Here is a 13,238-nt window from a genome sequence, read left to right on the forward strand (position 1 = left end):
CGCATGGATCGTTCCCTGCGCATCGGTGTGATCGGTTGCGGTTTCTTCGCGCAGAACCATCTGCATTCCTGGAGCGAACTCGCCGAAAGGGGAGCCCAGCTTGCCGCTGTTTGCGACGTGGATGCCGGCAAGGCTCGTGCCGCTGGGGAGCAGTTCGGCGTACCGCACTACTCGGACGCAGAAAAGATGCTTGAGGCCGAGCGCCTCGATGTGGCCGACATCGTGACGCGCCATGACACGCATAGGCCGCTGGCGGAGATCGCGATCGCGCGCGGCCTCGCGACCATCGTGCAGAAGCCTTTCGCATCGACGTGGGAAGACTGCGTTGCGATCGTCGAAGCCGCCCAGAAGGCAAATGCATGGCTTGCCGTGCACGAGAATTTTCGGTTCCAGGCACCGATGCGCGCTGTCCGCAAGGTGATCGACAGCGGCGCGATCGGAACGCCGAGCTGGGCGCGCATTCGCTTCCGGACCGGCTTCGATGTCTACAAGACCCAGCCCTACTTCTACGACGAGGAGCGGCTGGCTATTGCCGATGTCGGCATCCACATGCTGGACCTCGCACGCTTCTTCCTCGGTGAGGTCGAGCACATTTCCTGCGAAACCCAGAAGCGCAACCCGCGTGTCCGCGCCGAGGACACGGCGACCATGTTGTTGCGGCATGCGAGCGGGGCGGTGTCCGTCGTGGAATGCACCTATGAGTCGCGCCGATTGCCCGATCATTTTCCGGAAACGCTGCTCGTCATCGAAGGTCCGAAGGGAGCCATTTCGCTCGAAGCCGATTGCAGCATGACGGTGACGAGCGACGGCGCGACGTGGACCGAAAACGCGGGCTTGCCACTCCTGTCCTGGACCGCCTATCCCTGGCATGTCGCCCAGCAGGGCGTAATCGGTGCATGCGGCCATTTCCTGGACTGTCTGCAGCGAGGTGTTTCGGCCGAAACCAGCGGCGAGGACAATCTCAAGACTTACGCGCTGGTCGACGCCGCCTATCGCGCCGCAGGCGAACGGCGCGCGGTCCAACCTATGCGATGGAACCATGTTGGAGAGCTTGGATGAGCATGCTTTCCGAAGCGGCCTTTGCGCTGACCGTCGTCTTCGAGCTCGTCGAGGGGACCTTTCCCGAATTCTACCGGCTCGTTTCGGAGAACGCGGCTTCATCCGTCGAGTTTGAGCCGGGATGTCTGCGTTTCGACGTGCTGACTCCGCTCGGAGCCCACAAACCGTCGCAGATCTTCCTCTATGAGATCTATCGTGACCGTGCCGCCTTCGACCTTCATCTCGCCTCCGAGCATTACCGCAGCTTCGATGCCAGCACACGCGACATGGTAAGCAGCAAGACCGTCGTGACGTATAAGGTGGATGAGAATTTCAAACAGGCGACGCTGTGACAGCCGATCCGGATCCTCTGGCGCTTTACGGTACAGACGAGCCTCTGCCGGAACGACAGCTTCTGACTGCCGGGCCGCTGACTGCTATCCTCGAGGACGGCAATCTCAGAACGATTTCCTTTGCCGGCGTTGAGGTGGTTCGGGCGATCAACTACCTCGCGCGCGATGCGTCCTGGGGAACTTACAAGCCCGAGCTTTTAGATATTCGCATTTCCGAGGAGAGCCTGTCCTTCGAGCTCCGTTACGATGGACTGTGCGCCGGCCCGCAGGGACGGTTCGGCTATCGGATGAGAATACGTGGCGATGCTTCGGGCGAGCTGACCCTGGAAGCAGACGGGGTGGCGCTCACCGATTTTCCGACCAACCGCACCGGCTTCGTGGTGCTTCATCCTTCCGACGTGGCGGGCAAGAGGCTGATCATCCGGCACAGCGACGGAGGCATCGAGGAGACCACCTTTCCGAAACTGGTCAGCCCGGACCAGCCTGCCTTCGACATCGCCGCGCTGACGCATGAGCCGGTACCCGGCATGGTCTGCACCGTCGCCATGGAAGGCGATGCCTTCGAGATGGAGGACCAGCGTAACTGGACGGACGCTTCGTTCAAGACCTACATCCGGCCGCTCTCCAAGCCCCGGCCCTACGTTATCGACAAGGGTTCGAAGGACACTCAGCGCATCACGGTATCCGTACGGACCGAAATGTCGGCACCTGAACGCGCGGTGGGTAACACCGCGACCCTGACCGTTGGCAAACCTGCCGGGCACATGCCTTCGATAGCCGTGTTCCTCGACCCTGACGAGTTGCCCGCGGCTTCAGCCGGCGCGCCTTTGCTTGGTCGAATACCGGAGATCATACTGCGGTTCGACAGCGCGCGTGGGCATGACAGAAGGGTGCTGGAACAGGCGGCCGATCTCGCACGCACGCTCGGCGCCCGGCTGGCGATCGAAGCGATTGCCGATACAGTCGATCCTCGAGCCGAGGCTGCGAGCGTTGCCGACGCGATCCGCTTGGCAGGCGTCAAACTCAGCGCGCTTTTGGTTTCGCCCCGGCGCGAATTCAAGACGCGGCCCTCGAACAATTTGCCTGCAGGCGAGCGGCCCGCCGGCGAGCTGGTGGATGCTTTCAAGGCAACTGGCATCGATTGCCCGATAGGCGCGGGAACGCCCTCCCTATTCACCGAATTCAACCGCAATCCGCCGAAAGGCAGCGCGGATTTCGTCTTTTTCGGCAACAGTGCCATCGTGCATGCCGCCGACGAGCAGTCGGTCATGGAGACCTTAAATGTCTATCCAACCGTCATGGAGACGGCGCGGCACCTCTGCGCCGGAAAAGCGATCTGGCTTGGGCCTTGCACGATTGGCATGCGGCACAATCCCTATGGCGAGAAGGTTGCAGCCAATCCTACGCTCAGCCGCCTGCCTGCTGCTGGCGCCGATCCGCGCCAGGAAGCGTTATTTGGTGCGGCTTTTGCCGTTGGCGTTGCAGCCCAGGCCGCCCGAGCTGCAATCGATCGATTGATACTGGCCGCACCCACTGGATCGTTCGGGCTCTTGAATGAGGCTGGCTCCCGACGGCCATTGCAGGCCGTCCACGCCGAACTCGCTGCGGCGAGTGGTGCCGAGCGCTATGAGACCTCGGTCGATCACCCGGGCCTTGCCGCTATCGGTTTTCGTGTTGGCAAGAATATCCGCGTCTTGGTGGCAAATCTCACCGCGCTGCCGATCGAAATAGCACCACCCCCGGATGCGAAAAAACTGCTCGGCGTGGCCGGCGGGAATGCGAGGCTTGCGAACTCCTGCCTGACGGGCCACTCATTGGGGCCTTATTGCTCCGCTGTTCTTGAGATTGGCCGGACGGCGAAGAGGAAGTCGGACCAAACCCGCCGCTTTGGGTTTGGTCACGACAATGTCCGCTACGAGTTGAATGTCTGCTTTTCTGTATCTGACATCAGCAGCTGCCAGTCCGCTATCGGCCCCAAAGCAGTCTTTTGATAGCGTGACGCTGGATAATACGCCTTTAAAGGCAAGCATCGATTCTTGCTTAGGCACGTTTCCATTGCGAGATCCGTTGTTGAAGGGGACAACGCAAGCTAGCTTAAATTCAGTCCCCGCAACCAATCTTATCATAAATCAATTACCGTCCCGGTCTAACCGGGGCGGTTTTGCGCTTTAAAGGCCAGGGATCTCTCAGCGGCGCCGGCTCTCCGCCCTCACCAACGTTGCAGGTCTCTCATAGGACCGTTTCCGGGTTGGCAGTTCTCAGACAGGTTCTGATGGAGGCCGCCGTTCAGCCTTCTTCGAGGTTGGAGTGCGAGAGACTATGGTCCAAAGCGGTCCACCCGGCCGGATCTGGCCCGCGGACGAGCGCCTCCATTCACCGGTGGCGATAACAGTCAACCCTCGATGAAGTTGAAAACTATTATCCCGGGTGGCGGCGTGCCGCCACCACCCAGGTTGCTTCAACTCCTGATGTCGATGCGCTTGACCTGCGACTGGGCCTTTTCGCTCTTCGGCAGGGTGACGGTCAGCACGCCGTTCCTGAAGCGCGCCTCCACCTCGTCTTCCTTGACTTCGTAGCCAACCGGGATGTGGCGTTCGAAGCGGCCATAGTACCGTTCGGAGAACTGCCTATCCTTGTCATCCGTCTCGGAGCGCTTCTCGCCTCGCAGCGTCAGCACGCCGTCGTCGAGCAGAACCTCGATGTCTTTCTGTTCGAGGCCCGGCACTTCGGCCATTACCTTGATCTCCTTCTCACCGTTGGAGATTTCGACGCTCGGCCAAGCAGCGCCGAGGGCGGAAACACCGCCAAAAGACGGCAACCGGCTGTCGACGCCGCGAAAAACATCGTCGAACAGGCGGTTCACCTCACGATGCAGCGACAGGAACGGATCGCGCTCGCCGTCGCGGAACATGCTTGGAACCTGGTTGCCGTTGCTTCGGCCCCAGGGAATCAGATCACGGACGCTCATGGTTTCCTCCTTTCTGTTCACCGGCTTGCAAAGCTTCCTGCCGTGCCGGGCAATGTACCCGGCACGTTGCGCGGATGCCCTGAGGGGCGGCTCCTCAGGCGGCTTGCTTCTCGGCTTCGATCTTCTTCATTGCGCCTTTGGTCGCCTTGTCGGCCGCGATCTCGATCCGGCGCGGTTTCATCTCTTCGGGAATCTCACGCTTCAGATCGATCGTCAGCAGGCCATTGACCAGGCTGGCGCCGACGACTTTGACATGATCGGCAAGCTCGAAGCGGCGCTGGAATGCGCGACCGGCGATGCCGCGATGCAGGTATTCACCCTTGTCCTCCCCGGCTTTCTGGCCTGAGACCATGAGCATGTTGTGCTCCTGGGTGATGGCCAGTTCGTCCTGCGCGAAGCCTGCCACCGCCATGGTGATGCGGTAATCGTCTTCCGCGGTCTTGGCGATATCGTAGGGTGGCCAATTGTCGACGGTGTCGATCCGGCTAGCCGTTTCGAGCGCATTCAGCATTCGATCGAACCCGATGCTCGACCGGAACAGCGGACTGAAGTCAAAATTGGTTCTCATAGCTACATCCTCCGTTGAGCAACATAGATACGAGGCGCGCCAAGGAAGCGGCGCCCCTTGACTTGCCGGTCTCTCAAGCACCGGCAAATCGATCTGGGAATTCAACGCCGGGACGTCAAGACCCGCCCCGAAGCCGCATTCAAAGTCGTGAAAAAGGTCTTCGCATGCATGCGGAAGGCGGCCGCACGACGACCGCCTTTGGCGGAGCCGGTTTTCAATGGATCGCAATGATCCCGTCGACGGCCCGCCATTCCGATGGCCTGATCAACCGATGATGGGCAACGCGGACAGAATGCAAGGCTCCAGCAAGCTCGCGTTCCCAAAAATCCAAAAAAACCCTCAGCGCGGGGAAATCCGGGGCGAGATCGTACTCCTGCCAGACATAGAGCTGCAGCAGGCTGGGATGGTCCGGTAAATGATAATGGATTTCGGCAGTGGTCAGGCCGTAGCCATTCATCTGCAAGCGGAATTCCCTGCTGACCGCGTTTGCCATCGCCTTCGGCCTCACGCGCTTAGCCGCTCGACCAGTTGACGCTGGTCATCATCGGCAGGGCCGCTTGGCGGCGGGGCGGTTGCATCGAGCCGGCGCAGCGCATCCATGATCTCGTCGAAGGAGACCGGTCGCTCGGTGCCCGGCGGCTGGCGTAGGGCCGGCATCGATTCCACGGCGCAGGCGTGGGACGCCCAGGACGAAAGGATCGCCCGCTTTTCCCAGAGGTCGAGCGAGTCGTCCTCCAACACATCTCGCGGGTGTTGAAAATGGCTGGCCGGGGACAGCAGCCAATCGAGCGAAAGGTCTAATCTTTCGGGAGCAAGGGAAGGGATGATCGGCGAGAGCGTCTGTCGGTCCATTTCTGTCCTCCGTCTCCAAAAACTCCTTGGTTCGGGTTCCAAATTTCTCAGCGGTCCCGGCGCTGCCGGGCGCCGATAATTTTGTTCAGCTCAATCGCGAATTCAAGCCTTTCCTTTGTCGCGCGATGGGATTTATCGCATTGTTTTCAGCACGCTAGCACTCGGCGATCGAGAGTGCCAAAATTTTTTCGACACCCCCTTGAAAGTAGAAGAAGGCAAAATTAGCTCCACATGCGCGCGACGCCGAAAGGGTCGCGCGCCCCTCTCCGGACTTCCGGTCCGGAGCGGAGGAACCTCTCGCAATCTGTTTGTCCTGAAGGAGAACGATATGACGTTCCGTCCATTGCATGACCGCGTGCTCGTCCGCCGAATCGAGGCCGAAGAGAAGACGGCCGGAGGCATCATCATCCCCGACACCGCCAAGGAAAAGCCGCAGGAAGGCGAAGTCATCGCCGTCGGCCCGGGCGCCCGCGACGAGAGCGGCAAGCTCGTGGCCCTCGACGTGAAGGTCGGCGACCGCATCCTCTTCGGCAAGTGGTCCGGCACCGAGATCAAGCTCAACGGCGAGGATCTGCTCATCATGAAGGAAAGCGACGTGATGGGCGTGATGGAGCAAGCCGCGACGCTGAAGAAAGCCGCCTGACCGGGGCTTCGATCGGAACCGCAACCCAGTCAATGAAAACTGCCTAAAAGGAGTGATCCAATGGCTGCCAAGGAAGTCAAATTCCATTCCGATGCCCGCGAGCGCATGCTGCGCGGTGTCAACATCCTCGCCGACGCGGTGAAGGTCACCCTCGGCCCCAAGGGCCGCAACGTCGTCATCGACAAGTCGTTCGGCGCCCCGCGCATCACCAAGGACGGCGTCACCGTCGCCAAGGAGATCGAGCTCGAGGACAAGTTCGAGAATATGGGCGCCCAGATGGTCCGCGAAGTCGCTTCGAAGACCAACGACCTCGCCGGCGACGGCACCACGACGGCCACCGTGCTTGCGCAAGCGATCGTCCGCGAAGGCGCCAAGGCCGTCGCCTCGGGCATGAACCCGATGGATCTGAAACGCGGCATCGACAAAGCGGTGGATGCGGTCGTCGTCGAACTCAAGACCAACGCCCGCAAGATCACCAGAAACGACGAGATCGCACAGGTCGGCACCATCTCGGCCAATGGCGATGCCGAGATCGGCCGCTTTCTGGCCGAGGCCATGGAAAAGGTCGGCAACGAAGGCGTCATCACCGTCGAGGAAGCCAAGACCGCCGAGACCGAGCTGGAAGTCGTCGAAGGCATGCAGTTCGACCGCGGCTATCTCTCACCCTACTTCATCACCAACCAGGACAAGATGCGCGTCGAGCTCGACGAGCCCTATGTGCTGATCCACGAGAAGAAGCTCGGCAACCTGCAGGCGCTGCTTCCCGTGCTGGAGGCCGTGGTCCAATCGGGCAAGCCACTGCTGATCATCGCCGAGGATGTCGAGGGCGAGGCTCTGGCCACGCTGGTGGTCAACAAGCTGCGCGGCGGGCTGAAGGTCGCCGCCATCAAGGCTCCGGGCTTCGGCGACCGCCGCAAGGCTATGCTGGAGGACATCGCCATCCTCACCGGCGGCACGGCCATCAGCGAGGATCTCGGCATCAAGCTGGAGAACGTCACGCTGGAGATGCTCGGCCGCGCCAAGAAGGTCGCGATCGAGAAGGAGAACACCACCATCGTCGACGGCGCCGGCAAGAAGGAGGAGATCCAGGGCCGCGTCGCGCACATCAAGGCGCAGATCGAGGAGACCACCTCCGACTATGATCGCGAGAAGCTGCAGGAGCGGCTGGCCAAGCTCGCCGGCGGTGTCGCGGTGATCCGCGTCGGCGGCGCGACGGAAGTCGAGGTCAAGGAGAAGAAGGACCGTGTCGACGATGCGCTGCACGCCACGCGCGCCGCGGTCGAGGAAGGCATACTGCCCGGCGGCGGCGTCGCCCTGCTCAGGGCGGCCAAGGCGCTCGACGCGGTTGCCGTCGACAATGCCGACCAGAGATACGGCGTCGACATCGTGCGGCGCGCGATCGAGGCTCCGGCGCGCCAGATTGCGGAGAATGCCGGATCGGAAGGCTCGATCATCGTCGGCAAGCTGCGCGAGAAGACCGACTTCGCCTTTGGCTGGAACGCCCAGACCGGCGAATATGGCGACCTCTACAAGCAAGGTGTGATCGACCCCGCCAAGGTCGTGCGCACCGCCCTGCAGGATGCGGCCTCGGTCGCCGGTCTACTCGTCACCACCGAGGCGATGGTGGCCGAAAAGCCGAAGAAGGAAACCGCGCCGGCCGTGCCGGCCGGCGCCGGCATGGACTTCTGAGATAGAGATGGGAGCCCGCTCCCGGCTACGGGAGCGGGCGTTTCACCGAAACTTGGGAGGCCCTCATGAACATGATGAGCGCAGATGGCTCGATTCCCGCGCCGACGCATTCGGCAAGCGAATTCCTCGCCTATGAAGCCGAATGCCGGAGCACGCTGAAGCCGCTGTTGGCAAGCCTGCTCGATGCGGCTGAATCCGCCGGATGGAACCGGCGGACCGTCGCCTCGACGCTGATGTTCCTTGCCGCGCAGCAGGTGTCGGCCAACGAAACATCCGCGCGAAGCTGAGCGAGATCGGTCCCGCCCCTCGCGGGCGGGGTCGACGCTATGGCCCAACGCTGATTCACGAAGCCGCTGCCTTGGCTACCGCCATCGTCAAGACGGTCGACAAGCTTACATGGCCCCTGCCGCACAGCGCAGAAGGTGGCCCAAAAGACCGGGCTAACAGAAGGCGTATTGACCGCTAATTGACGGCTTTGCCTAGCATGACGCTAGGTGCCTGAAAGGGCACGCCCAAGGGGAATCGAAACCCTGTTACCGCGCCGTGAAGCGTTATCCGCTCCCCGACAACGGGCTCACCACTAGCGTCGCTGCGTTCGTGGTGGCGGCTTTGGAACCGGCCTGACCTGCATCCCAACATCGCCACTCCCTATCGCAAGCGGGTCGAGCAGCTCACGCAAGCGCTCGCCGACCACGATGACGGGCGTCCAGCCGCCGAGGCGTTGCGCTCGTTGATCGGAGAGATCTTGTTCGCGCCCGGCGACAAGCGCGGCGAGGTGCATACGGAGCTACGCTGTTCAGTATCCTCGAACTCGCCAAATGACCAGTCCGACGATGTTATGACAAAAGGGGGTCCCCGCAACCAATTTTGTCATAAATCCATAACCGTCCCGGTCTGACCGGGGCGGTTTTTGCGTTTTAAGGGCACGCAACCACCGCAGCCCGCCAGGCGGTGCATCACCGTGCCGAGAATTCGCGCAAAACGGCGGAGCGAGCAAGTTATCGCGCCTTAGCACGGCGTACCGCGCCCTTAAGGGGGAGGCGATTATTGTTGACGGTTACCGGTTGCTGGTGTTGGGACAAATAGGACACCAAGGCTTGATGTTGGAAAGACAGCTTTGCGCCTGCTATCGGCCGTTTGACGCCATGCTGGCATTGCCTGAAAGCAGACGATCCGGCATTTGAGCAAGGGACGCCGGAAAGGCAGTTCGGCGGCTGGCACTGTGCACACGTCTGCTTCTGTCCATCCAATTCCGCAAAACGCAAAATAGGGCGCAATCCCCCGATCACTGGGCCAGATACCCACCATCTATGTTCAGCTCCAGGCCTGTCACGAAGGAAGATTCGTCACTCGCCAAGTAGAGCACGCCAAAGGCTATCTCCTCCGGCCTTCCAGCGCGACCCATTGGCGTTACGGCTATGATGCTGTCGTTCATCTCCTTGCTCTGGCCCTCGATCAGGGGTGTCCAGATGATGCCGGGATGGATGGAATTTACCCGGATGTTGTCCTTGGCGTAGCTGATGGCCGCGTTCTTTGTCATGGTGCGGACCGCTCCCTTTGCGGCTTGATAAGGGGCCGCTCCGGCGGCGCCGGTGGTGCCCCAGATCGAGGAGAAATTCACGATGGATCCGCCGCCGTTACGCTTCATGACGGGGACGATCTCGCGCATGCCGAAGAAGGTTCCCGTCTGGTTGACCGAGATGACGCGGTGCCAGGCCTCGGTGCTGGTGGCGTCGATCTGGCCATAGTGCTCGACAATGCCGGCATTGTTCACGAGGACATCCAGGCGGCCGTAACGCTCGACGATCTCCGAGACGACGGCGCGCCAATCATCTTCTTTCGAAACGTCGAGCCGACGATACTCCGTGCCGGACTGCGGCTGCCCTTTCGGTGACGGCTGGACGTCGGTCAGGTAAAGCACCGCGCCCTCGGCGGCGAAGAGCTTTCCGATCGCCGCGCCAATACCTTGTGCTGCACCGGTCACAAGCACGATCTTGCCCTCGAGACGGCCCATTGTTCTTCCTCCTAGGTCAATGAAAGTCGTGATGCCGCCGGGTCTAGGCCGCGACTGCGATGAGAACCTTCAGATGGTCCTGGTCCGGCCGGGCAAGCGTATCGAAGCCTCGGGCGATGGCGTCTTCCATCGTCACCCGACCCGTTATGATTTTTTCAGGGTGGACCTGTCCGGCAGCGATCAACTGGACAACGCGGGGGCCGATGGTGATCGGAAAGCCCCAACTCGTTGTCAGCGTCACGGCCTTGGAAACAAGCAACCGCATGTCCACGCGGGGAGGATCAACGAAGATGCCCACCTGAACCACTATTCCGCCACGCCGCACAAGCCGGATACAGTCGGCCAGGGCGCGTTCGTTGCCCGCGCATTCAATCGCCACGTCGACACCCAGGCCCTCCTCGGTCGGCCTCAGCACGGCATCGCCAAAATTCGCCAAAGTGGGGTCGACGATCTCGTAGCCGAGTTCGAGAGACTCCAGCCTGCGGCGGCGTGCGGGGTTGGCTTCGGACACCACGACCCTCGATGCGCCGGCGGCTTTCGCGGCCATTGCCGAAAGAACGCCGATCGGGCCGGCGCCGGTCACCAGAACGGTGCTGCCAGCATGAACACAGCCCCGATCGATCGCATTGATCGCCACCGCCATTGGTTCGAACAGCGCCCCTTGCTCGTCGCTCACGCTTTCCGGCAATTTGACGATGTTGTCCTGCGGAAGGACCGCATATTCCCCCATGCCGCCATAGGCCGAAGAGAGGCCCACCAAGGCCGTCGTATCGCTGATGTGACCAATCCCGCGGCGCACGAAATAGTCTCCCGGCTTGTTGAGATGGGGGAGGATCGCAACCCGGTCGCCCTCGCGGAAGCGGCCGACACCGCGCCCGACAGCGGCGATCTTGCCTGAGAATTCGTGGCCGAGCACGAGCGGCGCCGACGCGCCGGTGAGAGGGTGCGGCCGCGTCGACACGAATATTGGTCCGTCCAGATATTCGTGGATGTCGGTCCCGCAAATCCCGCAATGGCTGACTGCGACGATGACCTCGTTCGGCTCCGGGGCGGCGGGCGGGTCTATGTCCTCCAGCCGTAGATCGCGCGCGGCGTGAAAACGAAGGGCCTTCATGATCTATCCTCCCAGACTGTCCCTTTTGGCGCCATGCAGCCGACGGCAGGCATGACGGCGCAAGCTGGCTCCTCCACCAAGCTGCTCGATATGACTACTATCCATGCGTAAATCAGATGGTCAAGAGAAAAATAGATTTTTTGTTGACATATCTTATTTTTTGGAAAATCCTTGCCTCAACAAGCAGCACATTGTGAGCGAGGAAACGCATGCGCTTTGTAAGGTTCGAATTGGGCGGTCAACGAGGCTTGGCCGTGGAAAGGGCGGGTCGGCTGCGTGGCTCGATTGCCGCCAGCACGGATCGCGCGCTCGAGCTCGAGCATCTGATAGCTGCCGGTCCGGAGGAATTGTTGCGCGTGGGCCATAGGCTCGCCGAGGGCACCGAATTTGATCCCGATGCCGTCACTTTTCTTCCGCCGCTGGCGCGGCCGCCGAAGATCATTTGCGTCGGGCTGAACTATGCCGACCACACCAAGGAGTCGCCGTACGAACAGCCGGATTACCCAACGCTGTTCGCGCGCTTCGCCACCACGCTGGTGGGTCACAACCAGCCGATCGTGCGGCCGCTTGCCTCGACCAGCCTCGATTTCGAGGGCGAGATGGTGGTTGTGATAGGGCGGGGCGGCCGCCACATCCCGAAGTCACGTGCCCATGACCACGTGATCGGCTACTCGATCTTCAACGAAGGATCGGTCCGCGAATATCAGTTCAAGTCGCCGCAATGGACGGTGGGCAAGAATTTCGATTCCACGGGCGGCTTCGGCCCCGCGCTGGTGACTGCCGATGAAGTGCCGGCGGGCGGCAAGGGGCTGAGGCTCGAGACGCGGCTCAACGATTTGGTCGTCCAGTCGGCGACCACGGACGACATGCTCTTCGACGTCGCCACCCTCATCGAGACGATCAGCGAAGCAATCACGCTCGAAGCCGGCGACCTGATCGTCAGCGGCACCCCTGCCGGCATCGGATGGGCCCGCAACCCGCGCCTGCTGATGAAGGACGGCGACAAGTGCGAAGTCTCGATCGAGGGGCTTGGAAAGCTGGTCAATCCGATCCGCGACGAAGTTCGCCATGAGGACATGGCCGGCAAGGCCGCCTGACGGAAATCGGAAGCAACGCTTCGAAACTGCACAACCAGCGTTGCTGCGCCTGCATGGCGCATGGGCGCGAACCAACCACTGCCTGAGGGATCCATGGACACCGGATTGAAGGGAAAGACCGTGCTCATAACGGGTGCGGCAAGCGGCATAGGCAGGGCGACGGCGCTCGCGTTTGCCAGGGAGGGAGCAGATCTTCGGCTCATCGATATGGATGTGGCGGGCCTGAAGGAGACGGCCGCATCGGCCTCGGCGACGGGCGTCGACATCACGCTTGCGGTCGCCGATCTATCGTCGGCGCAAGGTGTCGAACAGGGGATCGCCGACGCGTTCCCGGCCGGAAATGGCAGACTGGATGTCTTGGTTAACAATGTCGGCATTGTCGACGCTCAGCCGTTCGATCTGCTGACCGACGCGCACTGGCAACGCACATTCGATGTCAATTTCCTCAGCAATATCCGCATGACCCGCGCCCTGCTGCCCCGGCTGCGCGAAAGCCGCGGCGCGGTCGTCAACAATACGTCCGATCTCGCCCGCCAGCCCGAGACCATCCCAGCCGACTATGCCGCCCTGAAGACCGCGCTGGTGAGCATCACCAAAAGCCTGGCACGCGCCGAGGCTCCCCGTGTTCGGGTGAATGCGGTCGCGCCAGGGCCGGTCTGGAGCCCGCTGTGGTCCCGGCCGGGCGGGTTTGCGGACAAGCTTGCGGAGGTTCACGGCATGCCGCCGCGCCAGGCGGTCGACCATGAAATGAAACTGCGGCAACTGCCGCTTGAGCGCATGGGCGAACCGGAGGAGGTTGCCGACATCATCGTCTTCCTCGCCTCGGAGCGGGCATCCTTCGTCACATCATCGGTTTGGGGCGTCGATGGCGGTTCGATCCGCAACCTGTTCTAGGAGCAGAC

The 13,238-nt window shown here is 61.8% G+C and carries 14 protein-coding genes; 8 read left to right on the plus strand and 6 right to left on the minus strand.

Translation table 11 applies throughout. The features are described from left to right. Positions 1-3: 3 nt before the first annotated feature. Genes LB572_RS17430 through LB572_RS17440 form a run of 3 tightly spaced genes read left to right on the plus strand, consistent with a single transcriptional unit; the run spans position 4 to position 3,382 of the window. Positions 4-1,059 carry a Gfo/Idh/MocA family protein gene (locus tag LB572_RS17430; protein WP_224668555.1) on the plus strand — a complete coding sequence of 352 codons (1,056 nt, stop codon included), beginning with the start codon at positions 4-6 and terminating at the stop codon, positions 1,057-1,059. Beyond that, entirely contained in the window at positions 1,056-1,391 is a 336-nt protein-coding gene (locus LB572_RS17435; RefSeq protein WP_224668556.1) for a putative quinol monooxygenase, read from the plus strand. The genes LB572_RS17430 and LB572_RS17435 overlap by 4 nt, the downstream gene beginning before the upstream one ends. Beyond that, positions 1,388-3,382 carry a hypothetical protein gene (locus LB572_RS17440; RefSeq protein WP_224668557.1) on the plus strand — a complete coding sequence of 665 codons (1,995 nt, stop codon included), beginning with the start codon at positions 1,388-1,390 and terminating at the stop codon, positions 3,380-3,382. The genes LB572_RS17435 and LB572_RS17440 overlap by 4 nt, the downstream gene beginning before the upstream one ends. 467 nt (positions 3,383-3,849) lie before the next feature. On the opposite strand, the gene LB572_RS17445 is transcribed toward LB572_RS17440, so the two are convergent. The 4 genes from LB572_RS17445 to LB572_RS17460 form a co-directional block, all read right to left on the minus strand. Then, positions 3,850-4,359 (minus strand): Hsp20/alpha crystallin family protein, encoded by a 510-nt coding sequence (locus LB572_RS17445; protein WP_224668558.1) that lies wholly within the window; start codon positions 4,357-4,359, stop codon positions 3,850-3,852. 94 nt (positions 4,360-4,453) lie between these two features. Further along, positions 4,454-4,927 (minus strand): Hsp20 family protein, encoded by a 474-nt coding sequence (locus LB572_RS17450; RefSeq protein WP_140802729.1) that lies wholly within the window; start codon positions 4,925-4,927, stop codon positions 4,454-4,456. A 214-nt stretch (positions 4,928-5,141) separates the two neighbouring features. Beyond that, on the minus strand, positions 5,142-5,420 hold the full coding sequence (locus LB572_RS17455; protein ID WP_140802728.1) for an usg protein: 279 nt from the start codon (positions 5,418-5,420) through the stop codon (positions 5,142-5,144). An 11-nt stretch (positions 5,421-5,431) separates the two neighbouring features. Continuing rightward, positions 5,432-5,779: a hypothetical protein gene (locus tag LB572_RS17460; protein WP_224668559.1), complete on the minus strand. Its 348-nt coding sequence runs from the start codon at positions 5,777-5,779 to the stop codon at positions 5,432-5,434. A 328-nt stretch (positions 5,780-6,107) separates the two neighbouring features. On the opposite strand from LB572_RS17460, the gene groES reads away from it, so the two are divergent. The 3 genes from groES to LB572_RS17475 all read left to right on the plus strand — a co-directional run bounded on the left by groES (position 6,108) and on the right by LB572_RS17475 (position 8,398). Next, on the plus strand, positions 6,108-6,422 hold the full coding sequence (groES, locus tag LB572_RS17465; protein WP_140802727.1) for a co-chaperone GroES: 315 nt from the start codon (positions 6,108-6,110) through the stop codon (positions 6,420-6,422). A 60-nt stretch (positions 6,423-6,482) separates the two neighbouring features. After that, positions 6,483-8,111: a chaperonin GroEL gene (gene groL / locus LB572_RS17470; RefSeq protein WP_224668560.1), complete on the plus strand. Its 1,629-nt coding sequence runs from the start codon at positions 6,483-6,485 to the stop codon at positions 8,109-8,111. Positions 8,112-8,176: 65 nt separating this feature from the next. Continuing rightward, positions 8,177-8,398, plus strand: coding sequence for a hypothetical protein (locus LB572_RS17475; RefSeq protein WP_140802725.1), 222 nt, complete (start codon positions 8,177-8,179; stop codon positions 8,396-8,398). Positions 8,399-9,396: 998 nt separating this feature from the next. Here LB572_RS17475 and LB572_RS17480 read toward each other — a convergent pair. Continuing rightward, complete coding sequence (locus LB572_RS17480) at positions 9,397-10,125, minus strand: SDR family NAD(P)-dependent oxidoreductase (protein ID WP_224668561.1); 729 nt, start codon at positions 10,123-10,125, stop codon at positions 9,397-9,399. A 43-nt stretch (positions 10,126-10,168) separates the two neighbouring features. Beyond that, complete coding sequence (locus LB572_RS17485; RefSeq protein ID WP_224668562.1) at positions 10,169-11,239, minus strand: alcohol dehydrogenase catalytic domain-containing protein; 1,071 nt, start codon at positions 11,237-11,239, stop codon at positions 10,169-10,171. 254 nt (positions 11,240-11,493) lie between these two features. On the opposite strand from LB572_RS17485, the gene LB572_RS17490 reads away from it, so the two are divergent. After that, positions 11,494-12,336 (plus strand): fumarylacetoacetate hydrolase family protein, encoded by an 843-nt coding sequence (locus LB572_RS17490; RefSeq protein WP_224668563.1) that lies wholly within the window; start codon positions 11,494-11,496, stop codon positions 12,334-12,336. A gap of 93 nt (positions 12,337-12,429) precedes the next feature. Then, entirely contained in the window at positions 12,430-13,230 is an 801-nt protein-coding gene (locus LB572_RS17495) for an SDR family NAD(P)-dependent oxidoreductase (protein ID WP_224668564.1), read from the plus strand. The last annotated feature ends 8 nt before the right edge of the window (positions 13,231-13,238 follow it).

It is taken from the genome of Mesorhizobium sp. BH1-1-5 (assembly GCF_020165615.1).
Classification (GTDB): domain Bacteria; phylum Pseudomonadota; class Alphaproteobacteria; order Rhizobiales; family Rhizobiaceae; genus Mesorhizobium.